6 protein-coding genes and 1 riboswitch are annotated in these 20,626 nt (G+C 63.8%); all 6 genes read right to left on the bottom strand.

The features are described from left to right. Positions 1-72: 72 nt before the first annotated feature. The 6 genes from AC07VS_RS17150 to thiD all read right to left on the bottom strand — a co-directional run bounded on the left by AC07VS_RS17150 (position 73) and on the right by thiD (position 20,222). Positions 73-4,152: a prealbumin-like fold domain-containing protein gene (locus AC07VS_RS17150; protein ID WP_494751561.1), complete on the bottom strand. Its 4,080-nt coding sequence runs from the start codon at positions 4,150-4,152 to the stop codon at positions 73-75. Positions 4,153-4,721: 569 nt separating this feature from the next. Further along, a complete protein-coding gene (locus AC07VS_RS17145) occupies positions 4,722-9,296 on the bottom strand; it encodes a prealbumin-like fold domain-containing protein (RefSeq protein WP_494751560.1) in 4,575 nt (1,524 codons plus the stop codon). An 85-nt stretch (positions 9,297-9,381) separates the two neighbouring features. Beyond that, positions 9,382-15,009 (bottom strand): hypothetical protein, encoded by a 5,628-nt coding sequence (locus tag AC07VS_RS17140; protein WP_494751559.1) that lies wholly within the window; start codon positions 15,007-15,009, stop codon positions 9,382-9,384. Positions 15,010-15,237: 228 nt separating this feature from the next. Continuing rightward, a complete protein-coding gene (locus tag AC07VS_RS17135) occupies positions 15,238-18,096 on the bottom strand; it encodes a hypothetical protein (RefSeq protein ID WP_494751558.1) in 2,859 nt (952 codons plus the stop codon). A gap of 293 nt (positions 18,097-18,389) precedes the next feature. Then, complete coding sequence (locus AC07VS_RS17130) at positions 18,390-18,992, bottom strand: hypothetical protein (RefSeq protein WP_494655584.1); 603 nt, start codon at positions 18,990-18,992, stop codon at positions 18,390-18,392. A 351-nt stretch (positions 18,993-19,343) separates the two neighbouring features. After that, positions 19,344-20,222, bottom strand: coding sequence for a bifunctional hydroxymethylpyrimidine kinase/phosphomethylpyrimidine kinase (gene thiD, locus AC07VS_RS17125; protein WP_492345233.1), 879 nt, complete (start codon positions 20,220-20,222; stop codon positions 19,344-19,346). A gap of 117 nt (positions 20,223-20,339) precedes the next feature. Next, positions 20,340-20,471, top strand: a riboswitch (TPP riboswitch). Positions 20,472-20,626 lie beyond the last annotated feature (155 nt).

The raw sequence follows: 20,626 nt of genomic DNA, 5'->3' as shown, positions 1-20,626 counted from the left end.
CGGCCAGCAGAGCGGTTCGGCTGGGTTCGGCCCTGGGTCAAGCGTGAGCACCAGGCACGGCAGCACCGGAGTTCAGCTCTGGATCTGCACGCAGAACATCACTGACCCGCTGCTTCCTGGCTGCAGGCCGACTGCCAGGGCGCTGGCCGGCGCATCACTCAGGTCCCATTGCAGGGCACCGGTCCCGCCCGGCGCCGGCTGCTGCGTCAGCTTGCAGGCCTGCAAACCAGAGGGTACCGTGCCGCAGCCAGCCGAACGGTAAACCGTGTAGGCCGGCACCGAGTCAGACAGGCGGATGGACGTCAGCGGCCCGGCCGAGTTGTTGCTGTACACCACCTGGTACTCGACGTACTGGCCTGGCTGCGCCTGGTTCACCGTGGCAAAGGGCTGGGTGTCGGCCGCCGTGCTCGGGCAACTGGCCACGCGCCGAACCTGCTTGAGCAGGCTCAACGTTCCCCCCTGGGCCGTGCCGATCGTGCTCACATCCAAGCGGCTGAGCCGGTTCACCAGGGCGCCCCAAACCGGCGCCGGCTGGTAGGTCTCCAGGGCCTGCAGCGTGCTGAGGTTGCGCGCCCCCACCCCCAGACCCGCCGGGCTGTTGACCTTGAGCAGCAGGCAAAGCTGCTGCCCCGCCTGCACACTGACGGCCCCGGCCAGCACCGAATCGCCCGCATCGAGCCGACCGTTGCAATTGCTGTCGCTGTAGATCAGGCTGCTCCAGCGGTCAGTGCTGTCGCTGGGTTGATCGCTGCTGGAGAACGCCACACTGGCCGTGCTGCCCGCCACATAGTGATGGGCATAGAACACACTCTGCCCCGGCACCAGTTGCTGGGCGCCCTCGCCCAGCAACTGGCTCATGGCCACCTCACCGAACAGCACACCGCTGTAGCTGGTGCTCGCCACCAACGTGAAACGCAAGGTCTGGGTCGCTGGGTTGTAGCTGCCCCCCGTGTTACCCACCTGAGCGCTGACACTCACATAGCCTGCCGGCAGCGTCTGTGTCACACACACCGGGCCCGCTGGCGCCGCACTGGTGCCGAGGGCGAACAGGCCAGCCCCGTCGGTGATGGCACTGGCATACACGGTCTTGCCGCAGTCTGTGAGTTGCAACACCACACCGCTTTGGCCGGCCTCGTTGCCGTTTTGCACACCATCGTGCGCCACGCCGCCCGTCCCTACCCCGTTGTCCAGCAGCACTTGGCCACTGAGGATGAAGCCCCCGTAACTGTTGGTCACCGTGCAAACCAGTGCGGCGCCGCTGCGCACCACGCTGGCGGGCAGTTCGAAGGTGTTGCCGCTGCTGATGGATGGGTTGATCACACTGGCCGGATTCCCCGAACTGGCCGCATTCTGGTCTAGGCAGCTCACGCTGCTCAACGACCAACCCGCCGGGCTGGTCAGGGTCAGTCGAGTGGCCACACCGGTTTGTGCCAGCGCCTGGGCTGCTCCCGTGACAGGTGTGCCTGCGGTGGCCACACTCAGGCTTTGGCTCGCCCAGCCATTGTTGCCTGTGAAGGTCACCGTGCCCGGCACACTGCTGTTGAGTTGCAACTGCAGCAGCAACAGGGGCCCCTGCACCGTGAGTGCCGGGGTCACCGCGCAACCCGCCGGCACGGCATTGGCGGTGCAACTGGCCGGATTCTGGACAGCATTGGCCCCGCTAGGATCAAGCATGGCCCTGTTGATCAGGCTTTGGCCTGCAGCCGCCAGGGTTGGCTTGACATCGATGCGGAAGTTGGCATTACCACCGACGGACGCCAACCCGGTGTTCAGCGCCCCGCTGGCCGCGCAACTCACCGCACTCGGGGTGACGGTCCCCGTGCTGGCAGGCGAGGCGGTGTTGAATTGAAAGTTCGGCGGCAACTGGTCGTACACCACCAGGTTGTTCACGGTGGGCCGACTGCCCGCCCCATTGCTGAGCAACAGCGAATAGACCGCTGGCAAGCCCACGATCAGGCGACCGGGATTGGTCTTGCTCAAACTCAAAGGAGGCGCAGTGACCGTGTGAGCCAACACCGCGCACCCAGCAGGGTTGTTGGTCGCCGTGCAAGCCACTGGGTTCTGGGCGGCGTTCTGGCTGCTGGGATCGATTTGGGCCTTGTTGGTCACGGCCTGGCCGATCAACACTTCCGCCGGCGTGACCTGCAAATCAATTTGCACATTGCCCCCTGCGGGAACCCCTCCTGGTGGCAGTTGCACCGAGCAGGCCAGCAACAGGCCCGTGTCCAGGCTCGTGCCGTTGAGCACCGTGCACACCGGTGCGCTCAGCAGGTTCACCGTGCCGCCGGGGTTTGCCACCGCCCCGGCGTAGGCCATCTTGGGGGGCAGTTGCTCGTAAAAAGTCAGCGTCGGATTGCTGCCGCCGGTACCGCTGTTGCTGATGGTCAACGTGTAAACCCCTCGAACACCGCCCATCAAGCCGGTCGTGGCCTTGCTCATGCTGAGCAGCGATGGCAACGGTGTGATTGCCCAGGCCCCAGCCTGGCCAGCGTTGGCACCGGCGGCCAGCGCCGGAGCGCCATAAAACTGCCCACTGGCCGTGCTGTAGCACGAGGCTCCGGCAGACGATTGAGTGCCCTCGGCTGTGCGATCCCGGTGCCCCGTCCCGCCAAGACCCGCCACCGCCCCGGACCCTCCGCCACCGCCGCCACCGCCATCCAGAGTGCTTCCGAGGGATTGCCCCGCGGTGCCGGGGAGGATGGAACAACTGGCCGCAGTGGCCAAAGCCGGGGCACTGCCAGCGCCGCCGACCCACGCCGTGCTCAGGTAAGCCGCTCCCTGCGCACCGCCGCCCCCACCGGCGACCAGCACAGTGGGACCGGCCGGCGAAGCCAGGGTCAGGCTGGAAGCCCCGCCGCCACCGCCGCCACCGCCAGACGTCCCGACACCACCGCCCGTTCCGCCAGCCCCAGCAGCGACCCCCACGCCCACCCAGCCGCCAACACCGCCGGCCCCGCCCGCCGCCACCAGGCTGGACGAAGCCCCGACACTGCCGGCACCACCGACCACGCCCGAAAAGACCTGCCCGGGCATCACGTTGATGAGCGCTGTGACTTTGCCGCCAACCCCACCCGAAACCCCCAGCGTGGTCCCGTCATTTCCCCCGGCGCCGCCGCCCCCCCCCGTCAAAGAGGCACTGATCTGGTAGATGCCCGCCGGCACCGTGTACTGGAAAGTAGATGACGGTGCTGGCGTCGGAGGCGCTGTGCCCGCAGACACGGTGGCTGGCACGGTGATGGCACAACCTTTGGGGTTGCCATTGGCCACGCAATAGCTTGTCGGGTTGAGCACGGCATTGGCGCCCGATGAATCGGCTGCAGCCGTGTTTTTAAGGGCCTGCCCCAAGGCCACAGCCTGCGGCGTGACGGTCACTTTGAATGTGCTGCCGGCTTTGGCCGCGATGCTGCCACTGACCGTGCACTTCAGCAGCTGACCCGTGCTGACTTGGCCGGCGATCACGGCGCAGGCCGCATTGCTGGCCGAAACATAGGCCACGTTGGGCGGCAACTGGTCATACACATCCACCGTGGCACCCGAAGCACCTGGTCCGTCGTTCATGACGTCGATCTGGTACTGGACAGGCACCCCGACCTGCAAGGCGCTGAAAAGGTTTTTGCCCAACCACAGGCTGGGAGCCGAGGGGGTCGGTTGACTCAGAATCGGGATGCTGGTGGAGCCGTCGGCCGTGCCGACCACCTTCACCACGTCGTTGTAGGTCAGCACATCGCCAGCCCCCAACAAGCCCAGTAGGTAGCTGGCCTCAGGCAAATAGCCGGTCGAAATCGTGGTTCCGGCAGGTGGCTTGCCGATGCCCCCCACCACGGCCTCCACACTGAAGTGAATCACCCCCTGTGACACGTTGAAGCTGTACACCGGCGGAACCTGGCCGGTTGAAATGCTGACACCCAACGGGCTGGCCGCATTGCCGACAAATGACCGGATCGAGGCCCCATTGCCTGTGACCTTGAAGTTGATGTACGGCGTGGAAGTGGCCCACAAGCCGTCGGCACCGGTCACGGGCCACTGATTGGTGAAAGCCCCCACCAATCCGATGTTGAAGATCCCCGTGTCATTGGTCGTGTTGCAGGCATAGACCGAATTGGAGACCGCGACATCAGCGGTGGCGACCACCCCCAAAGACTGCCCCACCACGGCATTGTCAGGAATCGAAAGGCCGGTGTTTGTCAACCGCCAGCCTACCGAATCGAAGGCCCCGCACCCGCCCGCCGTCGTTCGGCTTGCCCAAGCACTGGTCGATCCGAATACAAAACCCAGTGCGACGAGTAAAAGCCCGCCATAGTTGTTTTTCATTCCATGCTCCGCGCGCATCGACATCTTGAAATCAAGCGCAAGTCGTCCTCGACACCCGGCGGTCACGATACCCGGGCGGTCATGCGGAACCGGCATATGGCGCTAGGAAGCCCGAGTCACGAGCCGAACGGCGACGATAGGAGGTTGGGTGGATCTGCAGAGACCCCACTCGGCAGCTCAAGCCTTGTCGCGGAGGCACACGGTGGAGCCATGAGAGCCCCCCGGAACCCGGTCAAGGCGGGCCCGGCGAGAACACCCCAAAAATGACGCTGAGCGGCATCCGTCTGACCACGAATGCCAAGGCGAGGTGTGCCAACGCCCGCAGGGAGCCAGGCCCCCATCCAATGGCCCCTGCGACGGGAGAAGACCCGGCGGCGTCACGCCGGCCTGAGGCTTGATTGGCAGGGTCTTCAGCGTTGGATCTGCACGCAAAAGACCACCGCACCACTGGCACCGGGCTGCAGGCCCACCGCGGCGGCTGTGGTTGGAGCGTCGGTCAGCTCCCACAACAGGCCGCCTGTGCCGCCGACGGCGGGCTGCTGGAGCAGGTTGCAACTCTGCAGGCCAGAGGGCACCGTGCCGCAGCCAGCCGAACGGTAAACCGTGTAGGCCGGCACCGAGTCAGACAGGCGGATGGACGTCAGCGGCCCGGCCGAGTTGTTGCTGTACACCACCTGGTACTCGACGTACTGGCCTGGCTGCGCCTGGTTCACCGTGGCAAAGGGCTGGGTGTCGGCCGCCGTGCTCGGGCAACTGGCCACGCGCCGAACCTGCTTGAGCAGGCTCAACGTTCCCCCCTGGGCCGTGCCGATCGTGCTCACATCCAAGCGGCTGAGCCGGTTCACCAGGGCGCCCCAAACCGGCGCCGGCTGGTAGGTCTCCAGGGCCTGCAGCGTGCTGAGGTTGCGCGCCCCCACCCCCAGACCCGCCGGGCTGTTGACCTTGAGCAGCAGGCAAAGCTGCTGCCCCGCCTGCACACTGACGGCCCCGGCCAGCACCGAATCGCCCGCATCGAGCCGACCGTTGCAATTGCTGTCGCTGTAGATCAGGCTGCTCCAGCGGTCAGTGCTGTCGCTGGGTTGATCGCTGCTGGAGAACGCCACACTGGCCGTGCTGCCCGCCACATAGTGATGGGCATAGAACACACTCTGCCCCGGCACCAGTTGCTGGGCGCCCTCGCCCAGCAACTGGCTCATGGCCACCTCACCGAACAGCACACCGCTGTAGCTGGTGCTCGCCACCAACGTGAAACGCAAGGTCTGGGTCGCTGGGTTGTAGCTGCCCCCCGTGTTACCCACCTGAGCGCTGACACTCACATAGCCTGCCGGCAGCGTCTGTGTCACACACACCGGGCCCGCTGGCGCCGCACTGGTGCCGAGGGCGAACAGGCCAGCCCCGTCGGTGATGGCACTGGCATACACGGTCTTGCCGCAGTCTGTGAGTTGCAACACCACACCGCTTTGGCCGGCCTCGTTGCCGTTTTGCACACCATCGTGCGCCACGCCGCCCGTCCCTACCCCGTTGTCCAGCAGCACTTGGCCACTGAGGATGAAGCCCCCGTAACTGTTGGTCACCGTGCAAACCAGTGCGGCGCCGCTGCGCACCACGCTGGCGGGCAGTTCGAAGGTGTTGCCGCTGCTGATGGATGGGTTGATCACACTGGCCGGATTCCCCGAACTGGCCGCATTCTGGTCTAGGCAGCTCACGCTGCTCAACGACCAACCCGCCGGGCTGGTCAGGGTCAGTCGAGTGGCCACACCGGTTTGTGCCAGCGCCTGGGCTGCTCCCGTGACAGGTGTGCCTGCGGTGGCCACACTCAGGCTTTGGCTCGCCCAGCCATTGTTGCCTGTGAAGGTCACCGTGCCCGGCACACTGCTGTTGAGTTGCAACTGCAGCAGCAACAGGGGCCCCTGCACCGTGAGTGCCGGGGTCACCGCGCAACCCGCCGGCACGGCATTGGCGGTGCAACTGGCCGGATTCTGGACAGCATTGGCCCCGCTAGGATCAAGCATGGCCCTGTTGATCAGGCTTTGGCCTGCAGCCGCCAGGGTTGGCTTGACATCGATGCGGAAGTTGGCATTACCACCGACGGACGCCAACCCGGCGGGCAGCGTGACCGTGCAAGTCAGCAGTTGGCCGGTGTCCACGCTGCCGCTGGCGCTGCAACTGACTCCGGTGGGCACCACAGAGCCACCACTGGCCGGTGCTGCCCCCACGTAGGCCAGGTTGGGGGGAAGCTGGTCATAGACCTTGATGGTGGTGGGACTGGCCGCACTGTTGAGGTTGAGCAAGCTCAGGGCATAGGACGAAGTCTGATTTGCAATCAACAACGGTGGATTGGTCTTGCTGAGCACCAAGCCGCTCGGATTGGTGTACAGAACCGAGCAAAGCAAACGGGCACCAGGGGCGATATAGGCCGCAGCAATCTGAAACTCGATGTTGGGCGTCCCGGCGCCTGGATAGGGATAGAGACCCAATTGGGTGATGGCCGAAGCCGGCAGCACGCTCGGGTTGCCGCTGTTGGCCGCATTGAGGTCGGTGCAGCTGTAAACCCCCGTGTAGCCCAGGTAGTTGGCTTCACTGTTGGGGTAAGGCTTTGACCGGGCGTTCACAGCCACCTGGGTCAGCGTGTAAACGTTGGCCAACACCACGTCGATGCTGGCTGCCGACTGCCAAGGATCACCCGTCTTGGTCAGGGCCTGCCCGTTCATGTTGCCTGTCGTTGCTGTGCCATAGCCATTGGCATTGGCCGATCCAGGGATCATCCAGGTACCTGACCAATTGGCCCCTGTGGAGGTCGATGGCGGGCCCGGCGGACTCTTGTACGCCGCATACCAGCTCAAGGTACTGCGCTGGGCCAGCGTCAGGGTGCAATTGATCAGGCGATCAGCCCCGGTGGCTGCGCTGTCGAAACTGAAGCTTCGGTCACCGACGTTGAAGGTGGCGACACCCGTGGCAGGATTGCCCTGCGTGTCGGTGATGGTGCAACTGCCGCCCTGCACCAGGCTGGCGGTGCTGACCACGATGCGTGCCCCCAAGCCCGCGCTCAAAGCTTGTGCAGGTGTGCTGCCCAGGCTTTGCGCCGGGGTTCCCAGTGCGCCACCCGAGGTAGCGCCGGTGGTGACATTGGCATTGACCCAGCCAGCCCCCCCGCTGCTGCCTCCCGTGGCGCTGCCGCTGCCAGCGGGGTTGTTGAAGCTGGCACTCAGACCGTCGCCGCCCTGGCCCACCACCGAAAAGCTGACAAAAGGTTTGAGTGAGCCAATCGACAAGGCAGGCGCCACGGCACACCCCGCCATCGGCACGCCGTCGGCGGTACAACTTGCTGGGGTTTGGACCGCATTGGCCCCCGAGGCATCGACTGCCGCCTTGTTGATGCTTGACGGCGCAGGGGCCTGGGGCGTGACGTTGAGCTTGATACCCACCTGCCCGCCGTTGGCCAGGATGCCGCCTGCGGGGGGGTACAAGTTACAGGTCACCAACTGCCCGGCCGCGACCGTGCCCGACGCCGAACAACTGCTGGAGGCCGTCAGCGTGAGGCCGCCAGGAGGGGTGAACACAGTCATGCCGGTGTACTGGACGTTGGGCGGCAACTGATCAAACACCACGACATAGGGCGTACTGGTCGCTGCCGTGCCCTTGTTGCTGAGCACCAAGGTGTAGCTGCCTGAAGCTCCAACCTGCAGGCTTGACGGGTTGCTCTTGCTCAAATTCAGGAAAGCGCTGCCCAGTGTGATGCTGCAGCTCAGCGCGTTGCCCAAGGCGGTGGCCTTGGCATCCAGGCTCAGGCTGGTGGCCGTGAAGCTGACACTCCCCCCCGCCAGACCCGTGCAAGTGACGCCGCTGATGGTCTGGCCACTGACACTGCTGCTCAGGTTGAGCGTGGTGACGGCGGAAGCCGTCAGCGCCTGCGTCTCGCCCACCACAGGCGTGCCTGCCGTGCTGATCGTCAAGGCCTGCGTAGCCCAGCCATTGTTCCCGCTGAAGGTGTAGGTACCAGGCTGGCTGCCCTGAAGGGTCAGCCCCAGGCTTCGCCCGCCCACCGTCAGCGTGCCGGTGACGGCACAGCCTTGGGGGTTGCCATCGCCGATGCAGGAGCTCGGGCTGAGGGAGGGGCCCGAGCCTGTGGGATTGGTGACGGCCACATTGCGCAGCGCCAGCCCGTTCGCCGTTGCGGTGGGTCGCACGACGATCTCGAAGGACATGATGCCACCGTAAGGCACCGGTGGCAGTCGGGTGGCCTGACAGGTCAGCAACAAGCCAGTGCTCAGGGCACCCGAAGGGGTGCACCTGGTGTCGGAAAACCCGGCGCCGGCCACCGGTCGGGCCGTGATGTACTCGACATTGGGAGGCAGTTGGTCGACCACATACAGCACGGGGTCCATCAAGGTCGGGATGGTGGAGGTGGCCACATTGAGGGTGTAGGTGGCCGCGACACCGGGCACCAACTGAGGCGGGTTGGTCTTCCTCAGGCTCAAGCCCCTGGGGCCGTAGATCATCTTGCACAGAATCTTGGCCCCGGGCAGGATGTACGTGCCCGGCACCGTGAAATTGGCCTGCGGCCAGGTGAAGGGCAGGCTCCAGCTGCCACTGGGGTTGCCACTGATGCTGGCGGCCGTGTCAGTACAAACAACCTCCTGGATGCCCCAACTGCTGTCAAAGCTGCCGCCCACAAAAGTGCTGGTCGCCCCGCCGAAGGTCCCCTTGCCGTTGTAGCCCCCCATCTGGGTGTCTGTGTACAGATTGGTCAAAGGGGTGTACGCGGAGGTGTAGCCCGAGGGCGGGACACTGATCGGCCCCATGCTGGTGAGCCCGTTCGGGCTGCTGGGCCCTGCAGTGGTTGCAAAGACGTAGGGCACCCCATTGTCGGGCAACATGGTGATGTTCCAGGCCAAGGAAGCCGGCGCCGGTGCGGCACGGGCCACAGGGCTCATGCCCCACAGGGTGAACATCCACAGCAACAAGCCGAAAATTCGAATAGTCATCAAATCCTCACGCTGAAGTTAGCATTGAGTACATAGTCATGCAGAGCGCACCAGGGGGCGCGTTCTGCGCGAGCACCGTTCCAACTCACGGCGCAACGCCTGTGCGGAGAGCACGCGGTGAAATCGTGTTCTCATCAAACTTGAAGCGCATGCGCATGTAGGGCCCCTTGCTGGTGAACGAAGACCCACCGAGATCGGGGTCCTTCAAACCACGGAAGTTGTAGCCCGCCGACATCCACAGGTTGGGCATCAACTGATAACCGCCCTCGGCCCCCAACACCAACTCCCGCGACCCGCCCCTCGTGACGGCCAGGCCCGCCTGGGCGCCGACATCCCATTCCGAGGTGATGTCGTAGGTGACCCGCCCCATCACCAACTGGGTCAGCGCACTGCTGCGCAGGGTGTCAGAACGCAGGGAACCCCACTTGATGGCATAACGGGCGCTGGCCAGCAAAGACCGGTTGGCCTGCCAGTTGGCCTGCGCACTGACGATGTGCGCCGCCAGATCGGTGACGCCAGGCACTATCAGTGAGGCATTGCCGTTGTCGTTGCGCTGCAGTCGATGCTCGTAGCGGGCGATCGCATTCCATTCGTCCTGTTCTACCGGACGGTAGGCAAAGCCAATTTGTTGGCGCTGCAGCAGCGCGCTGGTTCCCGAAGGCGTTCGACTGCGCGTGTCGCTGACGATGGAGCGCGCCAGCAGGCTCCAGTCTCGGTCGATCTTGAGGGCCACACCCAGGGTATTGAGAAAGCCGTTTGAATCGGTGCCATGGCGCAGCTCCAGGGTGCCTGTGGCGCGCAAGGTGTCTTCGAGTGCGTACTCCAAGCCGCCCGTCAATGCGGTGGACGCCTGGCCTGCCACGCCGCCCAGGGCGCCGGTGTGCTCGATGCCGCCCGTGCCACGCAGGTGCTCGGTGAGCTTGAGGGTCTGACGCAAACCCATCGCCGCCTGCGCCCCTCGGCCGTCGATGGTATCCACCATGCGGTATTCGTTGAACAGGCGCCCGCCCTCGCTGTACTGGCTTTCGAAACCGATCAGGCCCACATTGTTCTGTTGACTGGAGTTGGCGTCGTAAGGACTGTTGTACAGGCTGGAGATCAGTGCATAACGTCCATAGACGCGGGTCTTCTCGGTCAGGCGGTAATTGCCCCCTACCGCGAGCGCACGCCGCTGCGACTCATTGAGGCCTTGTTCGGCCTCGACAAAGACCTCGGCCTCCGGTACGTCGGGCACCTTGCTGGTCAAACGCCCCCGCACGCTGGTAAAGCCCAGGTTGCTGGCCGAAACGCCTGTTTGCGACATGGAAGGCCCGTTGGCCGACGAAACCGTTCCATAGTTGAACGCCCCGGCACCTTGGCCCGACTGCTGACCCGTGCGCAGGCCCAGCTCACCCACCACCATGTCACTGAGGCGTTCCTGCACGCTGACCGCCGCGCCCCGCATATTGGCCGCGGCACCGGCCACATCACTGGCACTGTAGAGTGCTTCGGCACGCAGTTTGGTGCTGGGGCTGAGGCTGTGCTCCAGCTTCAGGTTGCCCAGGGTCTGGCCTGGTGCTGTGGTGGCATTGGGGTTGTCAAAAAATTCACTGGTCTTGGTCAACTGGACCTGCACGCGGGTCTGCTCGTCGTCGCGGCGCAGTTCCAGGCGGGCCGCGTTGCCACTGCCTTTCAGGTCAGACTCGGTCTGCACCAGCTCAGCGGACGCCGTGGCTTTCTCTCCCAACCGGGCCAGCGCGGTGGCTGCGATCAGTTTTCGCCCTCCGTTGGGGTTGTTGTCGATGCCGGCCACGGCTCCCAGCTGAAGCGCGTCATTGACTTTGCGCTGAGCGTCCACGCCGGCCACCCAGAATGGCGTGCCGCCGGCATCAACGGTGTAGCTGACGCGGATGGATTGTGGATTCAGCTCTGGGTCGAGCGAACTCACCGGGGCCTTGAGCAGCAGGGTCTTGCTGATGGGCTCGATGGTGTAGTCGACAAAGCGGGTCAGCGCGGTGGTCTTGAGCACCGTTTGCGGCTGACTGCGGTCCCGCACAAGCACTTCCACCGATTCGCTGTTGGCCACCATGTCGCCCAGACCGGGCAGGCTGAAGGGACCCGAGGTACCGTTGGCGGGAAACTCCTGGATCTGCTGTGTCAGCGTGTCACGACTGGCATAAGTGTCGACCCGCGTCGCGGCGTCCTCGTAGTGATGGCGCACGCCGCTGACAGCCCGGTTGATCTGGCTGAGTTGGCGCACCTCAGGCGAGGAGGCCGTGACGAAATCACCATACAGCAGGAAGGATCGGTTCTTGTCGATGCGCACATACAGTTTGCCCACGCTTTGGGCATCGAAGGTCTTGACTGACGAGTCACCGTACACCGGGTAGAACTGATCGGGCTGGATGTCGCGGAACATCTGCACGTTTTTCTGCTTGTCCGAGTCATAGGCTGTGGTCAACAGGTAGTCGCCACGGATCGCCCCCTTGAAGAAGAACGCCGTGCGGGCTGCCGCATGCAGATCACCCGATTGGGTGGAGAAGCTGTTGAGCTCTGACTCAAAGGCTCCACGGGCCGCGCCCCCCAGGTTGATGGCACCCCGACCGCTGAGGTCGATCACGCCTTCCACCACCCCGATACCGGTCAGGGGACGCAAGTCGGGCAGGTAGACCAAACGGGCGCTGGCCGAGACCAGGTTCGAATTCAGGCTGATGCGGCCATCGCCAGGGGCGGTGGGCGGCAACAGGTCGAACTCGCCCTGGCCACCTTCCACCACCACCTGAACACCCGCCTCAGCGGGGTTCAGATCCTTGACGTTCCAGCGTCCTGCCGAGGTGTCCAGGTTCAACACGGTACGGGCCTGCACGGGCACGCCGGCAGCATCGACCAGGCGCACCTGGACCTTGATGGGGGTCTTGCCATCGGCCTGAGCGGTTTCGGGCACTTTCAGAAGCAGACGCGCCAGAGGCCCCGGGGCTGTGACGTTCATCGTGACACGCTCACGCGGATTGCCAAAGGTATCGAGCAACTCCGCTTCGAGTTGATTGCGGCCCGGCTTCAGCTGGACAGCCACGAACTCAAGAGCCCGCAACGCCTTGGCCTCCAGCACCACGCGCTTGCCAACGCGGCTGTCCGGCACAGACTCTCCGTTGACCTTGAGGCTGATGCTGCCCTGCACAGCCCCTTTCACACGCAGGTTGACCTGGCGCGTCGACAACACATCCCCCTCTTTCAGGCCCAAGAAGGCGAGCGCGTTGTCCTGGTCCACCAAGACCTCCTCCAGACTTGGCTCAGCCGGTTGCTTGGCGGCGGTTGCGTCGACGGCAGAGGAGTCCTCGGGGACCACCACCACCCCAGCCACAGCCCGCTCATCGTCGGGCGGGAACGGCGAGGTGAACGCCTGCGCCTGCTGCGTGGCCAAAGCGGCCCCAGAAGCTGACGAACCAGCCCCGGGCAGGTCGATCAAGGGACGCGGCGCGACGCTGTTGGCACGCATGGCGCCATCGCTGCCAAACTCACCGCTGGCCGGCAACGCCCGAGGTTCGGCGCGCGGCATAGGCTGTGCTTTGGGATCGAGGCGGGCCCGCAGGCGGGCTCCGGCGTCGCCCTCACGGACGGGCTGAGCCTCGATGAGTCGGCGCCGCTCTGCCACCTCGGCCAGCAGTTCGGGGGCCTCGCAGTTGTCAACCGCGAAATTGGCTTTATGCCACTCACCCTTCTTGAGATCCAGGAACTGGCTGTCGCCGACACCCGCGTGGCGGTTGGAGAGCACAGACAGGTGTGCGCCCTGGGGCAATGTGGTGGCATCGATCTTGAGGGCATGGGTCACCGGTCGCAAGCCATACAGGCTCCACTTGCCCTCGATGTCGGTGATCACACTGGTGCCATCCTCGATCATCAGGCGCACCCCCGGTATGCCCAGTTCACCTTCAGACTGGATGCCATCGCGGTTGCAGTCCAGGAAGACCTTGCCGAAAGCAAAAGCGTCGTCGGCAAACACACCGCCGCTCACCCGGACGCGCCAGGTGGCCAGGTTGGACAGGCTGCCATTGGCTGTAGCCTGGGCCTGATTGATGGCTACGCCGCTGCTGGGCACCCCGGCACCAATTCGAACGCGGTAGCGCACGGCCCACTGGCCCTGCGGAGGCAGTTCAAGGCCAGGCGCGCTGAAAATCAAGGCTGCGCCACGTGCAGGTTCGGCCAACGGCGCCCACACGGGCTCTCCTGCACTGGACGACAGCAACGCGGCGCGAGCCGACCCGGGTACATAGGTGAAGCCAGGCGGTAACTGATCCCGCACAGAAACCGTCTTCAGAGGGGCAGCACCGTTGTTCTGCAGCACCAGGGTGTAATCCAGTTGATCGCCGATCTCGGCCTGCGCGGTTGAGCCCTCTTTGCGCAGGGTGAAGCTGGTCACGCTGGGGGTGACCGCCTGCAAAATCAGGTCGACACTGGAATAGGCCCATGCGAGCACATTGGCGCTGCCAGCCCGGCTGGCCTGAGCCCTTGCGACCGTGCCACCCGCCCAGGCCCAGGCCTTGTTGCTGACCAGCGCACCGGTGGTGACAAACTCAGGCTTCAGCGTGAGTTCGACCGTGATGCTGATGGCATCGCTTTGGCCGGGCGCGAGGCCCTGTGTGCCGTTGAGCAAGTCCAGCGTGCTTGAACTTGGGAAATCCAATGGTGCCGCGCTTCCGCAATCTCCCACCCCACGACCTGTGTAGGCCGCAGACGGCGTCAGGACCCCGGTTTTGGACAAGGGGGCGGAAAGCAGGCGCCACGAGGCCACCGCGCCTTCCGCTTGGCCAGTCAGGAACGTGCAGTCCAGGTTGTCAATGAGGTGCAGCGCGGGGGCGATGGCGCCACCGATGTTGCTGACACTGAGGGTGTAGTCCACCTCATAGACCCCTGCCGTGGCGGTGGGGCGCGGGCTGCTGACACTTTTGAGCAAGGCCAGTGCCGGCAACTGGGTGGGTACGGGCGTGGGCGAGCCATCGTTCGTGGGGTCTCCGTCGCCATTGACGTCCGGGTTGAAGCCGTCGACTGAATCATCACACACCGTGGTCGGCGGAGGCCCCACGGTCTGTGCACAGGCCCGGGCGCTGTTGTAAAGCAGGCCCTGACGGCCGCTGAGGTTGTACCGCACATCAAAGCGCAGGGTGAACTCGGCCCCACGCGGCAGACTCACCTCCCCTTGCAAAAGGTTGCTGGCAGCGGTCTGGCCGGTGAAGCCTTGATTGAGCGAGCTGGCGTTGATCGGGGCCGTGGTGAACAGCAGCACCAGGCTGTTGGGCAAGACCGTGTATTGGCCGACACCCGGTACGGCATTGGGCGTGTAGCTGCCCAGTTGACTGGCCCCACTGCCTTCGATTTGATCCAGCAGGACGACCTTGGACAGGGTGTCCTGAGCGTAACTGCGCACCCGCAAGGTGAAGGACACGGTGGCCGTGCCATCCGGTGTGCCCGAGGCATCCAGATTGACGATGGGCTGGCTGGCCTGCTTGGCCACGCCAATGCGGTCGGTGTCGAAGGGAACCTGAACGTACACCTCGTTGGAAGGCTTGAGCAAGGGAAGCGTGTCAATCGACAGCAGGACCCCTGCGATGTTGGGAATCAAGGTGCCCGGGGGCGCCACGGCCGCCCAGGCACCGCAGGCCAACAGCGACGCCAGAAGCAGGGCCTGCGTCCCACGGACACAAACCGCTCGAAACAAGATGCTCAACAAACGCCACATGGCAGGTGATTCCGATGGAGGTGCACCGGGGCGGGGTCTGACCCAGCCCCCTGCGCAACAAGGGAGGCGACACCGCACCAACCCGAGCGCCCGAGGCGGGTTGCAGCAGATGCGATGTCACGAAATTGGGGGACAGGACAGATCAGGGATCTTCCCGTCGGATGGAGGCCGGACCGGCCCCAAGTTGGAGGCCCCCGGCGCCGTCGGCGCTGGGGGCTGGATGAACACTTACTGGTTCAATTGCACGGCAAAGGTCAGCGTCATGATGCCCCCCGGGCCCATGGTCGTCGCACCGCCGCAAATCACACCCGAGGTACCTGCCTGGTGGGTCAGGATGACCGTGCCAGTCGTGTTGGTGCTGGTGCACTGGCTGACCGGCTGCTTGGCAGCCCAGGTGGTGTAGGCCGGCACCATGTCGTTGATCGCGACATTGCTCAGGGGAGTGGCCCCGTAGTTGGTGGCCGTGATCTGGTAGATCACGCAAGTGCCTGGCTTTTGCGTCAAGGTGGCCGTGGTGAACACGGTGGCAGAGCCTGTGCAAGCCAAATCAGCCGCCTGGGTCTTGACCACCACCAATTGCTTGGCAGTCTGCACGGTGGTGCTGTCCACGTTGCTGACGGTTCCGCAATCGTCGCCGGGCGCGGGGTTGTCAGTCACGGTGAGCGTGGCATTGTTGATGTAGCCATCCGAGACACCCGCAGGCGCGGTCACCGTCAAACGGATCTTCCATTGCTTGCCCGCCAGCAACTGCGGAACGGTGCCCGTGGTGCCGATGGGGGTGGTGGTACCCGTCGCATCATCAATGTAGGCCAGCGCATAGCTCCAGCCAGCCGACACGTCGGTCGTCGGCATGCCGACGGCCACCTTGAAGCCGCCAGTACCGCAAGTTTGCGTCCCGACGTTGCTCAAGGTATGCAGATAGACCACCGAACCGGGTGTGGCCACCTGACCGGTCTGGCTGGAAGTCAGCAGCAGCTTCTTGAACTTGGCGGGCTTGACCTCCACAGCGTCCTGCAGCACGTCGCTGACGATGATGCCGGTCGATGCCGCAGCGCTCGAGATCGCCTGGAAGTAGATCGGCTGGATCACATCCGTGGTGGCTGTGGTGGCCGGGGTCACGCAGGCCATGACCTGCAGTTGAGCGCCCGCAGCTACCGCCACCGGTTGGGTCAACTGAGCGGGCATGGTGGTCGCCGGCGGCGTCGGCACGCAGGAGGTGCCGGCGGCATAGTAGGTGACCGTCCACGACGCAGGCAGATTGCCTGGGAAAGCTGCGCTGGAACTCGCGTTCAGCCGGTAGGTGTTGTCCTTCGAGTCGGTGTTCTTGATGAACAGCGGGAAGCCCACAGGCACGCCCGGGGTGGTCCCGAGGGTCATGGTCGGGCTCGGGCTGGGGCCCGCACCGAGGTCACCATTGCCCAACAGACCCGAGCCCGTGCCGGCGGCCGTGTTGGTCAAATCGACCCCGGCGACCAGCACCACTTTGCCCACCTGGTCCCAGACCGAGTCCAGCACGCTGAGACCGCCAGCCGCCGAAGTGGCCGTGATCAGCACGTTGTACGGCCCGCTGCCCACGACGGCATCAGGCGGCAGAATGGCCTTGACCACCACCACGTAGCTGGTCCCCGGGTCCAGAGGACCGGTATCGGGGACGCCGTCGTTGTTGGTGTCCAGCAATGGGGTCAACCCGTCTGACTTGAACAGATCGAATCGGGTACCTGCCGGGTAAGGGCTTTGTGCCGGATCGGTCGCTGCCTTGATGTTGAACGAATCAACCGCATTGCCGGTGTTGACGATGTAGTTGTTGAAACGCACCGAACCATTGGGGGTCACGGTCGCTTGGGTGACCAGGTTGTTCTGGGCGGTCGAAATCGCCGGAGGCGTGCTCGCATCCTTCACCGGGTTGGTATCAATGCTGGCAGCGACGACACCGTAGATCACCGAAGGCGAGAACGGAACCTTGTTGGTCGGCGTGGTGGTGCAGCTGTCGCCCGCAGAACCCGCGGTGGGGCAATCACCCGAGCCGTAGTAGGCCACGTTGGCCGTGTTCGAGCCATCGGGCTTGGCCGAGTTGTTGACCAACACGACAAAACTCAAAGTGCCTTGCTGGCCGACGGCGACGTTGGCCACCGTGGCGCGCACGGTGCTGCCGTTCACGCTGTAGATCACCGCGCCCGAGTTGGCGGGCTCAGCCAATGCAACACCGCCGTTGCCGCTCCAGACGGCAGAACCAGTGACGTAAGTCAGGCCGGTAGGCAAGGTATCCCGGACCGAGAACGCGCCGGCCTTGGCGCCTGTGTTGCTGAAGCTGATGGTGTAGACCGCGTAGGTACAGCCAGGGGCCGAACCCAGGGCCGCCGACCAGGTGGTCGAGCAGCTTGCCGCAGACGGTGGGCCACCGGTGATGGCTTTGGGCCAATCAACGCCGCCAGGTGCTTTGACACCGGGCAGGCTCAAGGACTTGGTGACCGAGAAGGCGGTACCGTCGGTCAGGTTGACCGTGTCCAGGTTGGTGACAGTGAGGTTGCTGGACGGATAGAGCGAGGGGGTCCCTGCCGCAGCCGTGACGGTCGCCTTGCTGGTCCATGTGCCAGTGGCTGTCGAGGGCACAGAGTAGGCCACCACAAAACGGAACACGCCACCATTGCCGGCCACTGTCTGATCAAAGCCTGTGGTACAGACCGTGGCGATGTCCGAGGCGCACAGCGCTGTCCCTGACGGCAAACCGGTACCGTTGGCATCTGCGTAAATGGCAATCTTGGTGAAGGGCGGCGCGCCGGCCAAGGTCTCTGCCACGCTCAACCTGAACTTGTCAGAACCGTTGCCGGTGTTGGTCAAGGTGTGAGGCATGTAGACCGTGTTGCCAGCCGACGCCGATTTGGTGTTGGCGTCCACCAGGGTGAAAGCCCCCACCTGCTGAACCACCGTCAAGGCGTTGTTGGATTTGGACTCCTGCTGAGTCCCACCCGAGTCGATGTAGCGCGCGAGCGCCTGATTGCCAATTTCAGTCCCCGCCTCGGGTGGTGCGGCGTAGGCTGAACCCAAGGTGACCAAAGAGCCCAGAACCAGGGTGCCAACCCAGTTCATGAAACTCTTGCGGCCACCACCATGTGGACCAGAGTTGATTTTCAAAATAACCTCCTGCGTCGGCCCTGGTTCAAAGTAGCTGAAATATCACGCCACCCAATTTCTCACAGGCGAGCGACATCAAAGCAATTCATCAATTGCCCAAATACCTTGAACCAAAGCCGACTTGAAGAAAAATCCCTGTCACCAGTGAATAGCAACAGGAAGAGGACACCCACACGCCGACCACTCGGCCTATGAAGATGAGATGTTTTGGATTGATCCTCAGAGAATCGGATCAATCCATGATGGGATTATTTTCGAGAGATCGGGACAGCCTGGGCTGAATCCGGTTTGACCGCAGGCTTGAACGACTCAAGCTGAGCGCGTGCAGAGACAGTTTGCGTGGCGCCGGGCGCCAACTGGCCCAACTCCCACTTGAGCGAGCGGTACTGCGCGTAGGGAACGGGTTCGACCTGAACACGGCCGTTGACACGCACCTGATGGGTCAGAGGTTCGGCCGCATAGGCCCCACTGGCAGTGGCGGACAGGGCCTTGCCCGGTCCTGGCCGGGCGGTTTTTGGGAGGTACTCCATGCCTTCTGGAATGGGCAGGATGGCCTGAAGGCCCGAGACAGGTTTGGCGTCCTGATTGGTGTAGGTCGCACGGTATTCAATCACGTCACCCGGCTTGATGGATGGGGCATCCATCAGGGTTTCCTTTCCATTCTCCAAGGTAACCACTTTGTATTGGTCGAGTCGTACCTTGATCGGGGAGGCCTTGACGCTCGCGGCTGTATCAACGGGTTTGGAAACAGGCTGAGCCCAGATTACAGGCTGGAAACCTGCCAACAAAAAAGCCACCAGAAATTTCTTGATGAAAGCATCCAATCCCGAATGACGCATATTCAAAAACATAGATAAACCTTCTTTGCGATAAACATTGACAACGCAACCGAGTGGCCACAACCGTAAAACCATTTGTTGCGTGTGTAATCTTAATAGTGCCCTTGGGACGTCAATGTAGGAGAAGGCCGCAGATTGCTATGTGAATATTTGAATCAATATGAAAGCATATCCAATGAAATCACCGTGAATTTCGCACACATATGGAAGAAATGACATCAAAGGGATCGAAAAATCGCATCAACGGCAGTTCAAATATATGCTCTGGATGCAACTGATACGTCGCAAAACATCATTACGTCTAGCTTACGGCATGCGCCTCGGCCAGCCTGGCGCGCGCCTCAGCCACCCCAGGGGGGCGGATCAGACTGGCAAGCGGTGCATGGGCAAGGGCGCAAATCCGTGGTTCAGCGGGCCATGCCCTCGCCCTGTCTGCACGAAGGCGCCCGCCTCGATGGCTTGAAGAACATAAGACCTGGCGGCACGGACGGCCTGCGGCAGGGTCTGCCCCAGCGCCAATTGGCAGGCGATTGCGGAAGACAGCGTGCAGCCCGTGCCGTGCACGTTCGCACCCACAATGCGACGGCTGGCCAGGTGCAGGTGCTCACCGTCTGCTGTCAACAGCAGGTCGACCACCTCGTCTCCCGGGAGGTGCCCTCCCTTGAGCAGCACGGCCTGTGCCCCCAGCCCGATCAGCCGCTGCGCGGCGGGCAGCAGTTGTGCTGCCTCGGTGATGCGTTGACCGAGCAGGCACTCGGCCTCATCGAGGTTAGGGGTCACCAGTGCGGCACAGGGGAATAGCCTCTCGACCATCACGGAAACCGTCTCTTTGGCCATCAACAGGTCACCACTCGTCGCCACCATCACAGGGTCGACCACCACCTTCCCCCAAGCGTGACGTTGAATGGCAGCCACCACCGCGTGCACCAGCTCGGGCGTGGCGAGCATGCCCGTCTTGACGGCGTCAATGCCGATGTCCTCAGCCACGGCGTCGATTTCCTGGACCAGGTGCTCGACGGGTACGGGGTGCACAGCGCGTACACCCTGGGTGTTTTGCGCTGTGAGCGCCGTGATGGCAGTCATGCCATAACACCCGTGGGCCGCCATGGTCTTGAGATCGGCCTGGATGCCGGCGCCGCCGCCGCTGTCGGATCCAGCGATGCTCAGCACGCGCACATATCGGCAAGGTTGGGGCGGCAAAACGCTGGCAAGAGGCGAAGCCGGGGCGGCATGGAAGGTCATGAAACGAAGGTCGATAGAGCCCAAAGTAACCGATTATGGCCACCGCAAGTCCCTCGGATCGGATGCCAACGCACTGGCCCGATTGGCGGGAGGATCACCCGTTGCATAATTCGGGCGCGGATGAAACAGGGGTGCCTGTCGGAGGTTCATGCGGTGCGAACAGCGCTGTATCGACTTTGACCTGGCTGAGAAAGACCCTCATGACCCGATCCAGATCATGCTGGCGTGGGAAGTTTCAAACATCAACGACGCGTGGCCTCGTTTCGTCCTCACCCCCTGTATCCAGGTAAAGGACTGACGACATGCCCCCTCTGAACGCCCCAGGCCATCGCTTCTCAGCGACTTCGCCCCTCGTCCCAATTTCGCGATCGCCTTCGACCTGCCCTACCGTCCTGCAACCGGGC

It is taken from the genome of Curvibacter sp. GW821-FHT01G03, assembly GCF_059422285.1.
This window is presented reverse-complemented; position numbering and strand designations above follow the sequence as displayed.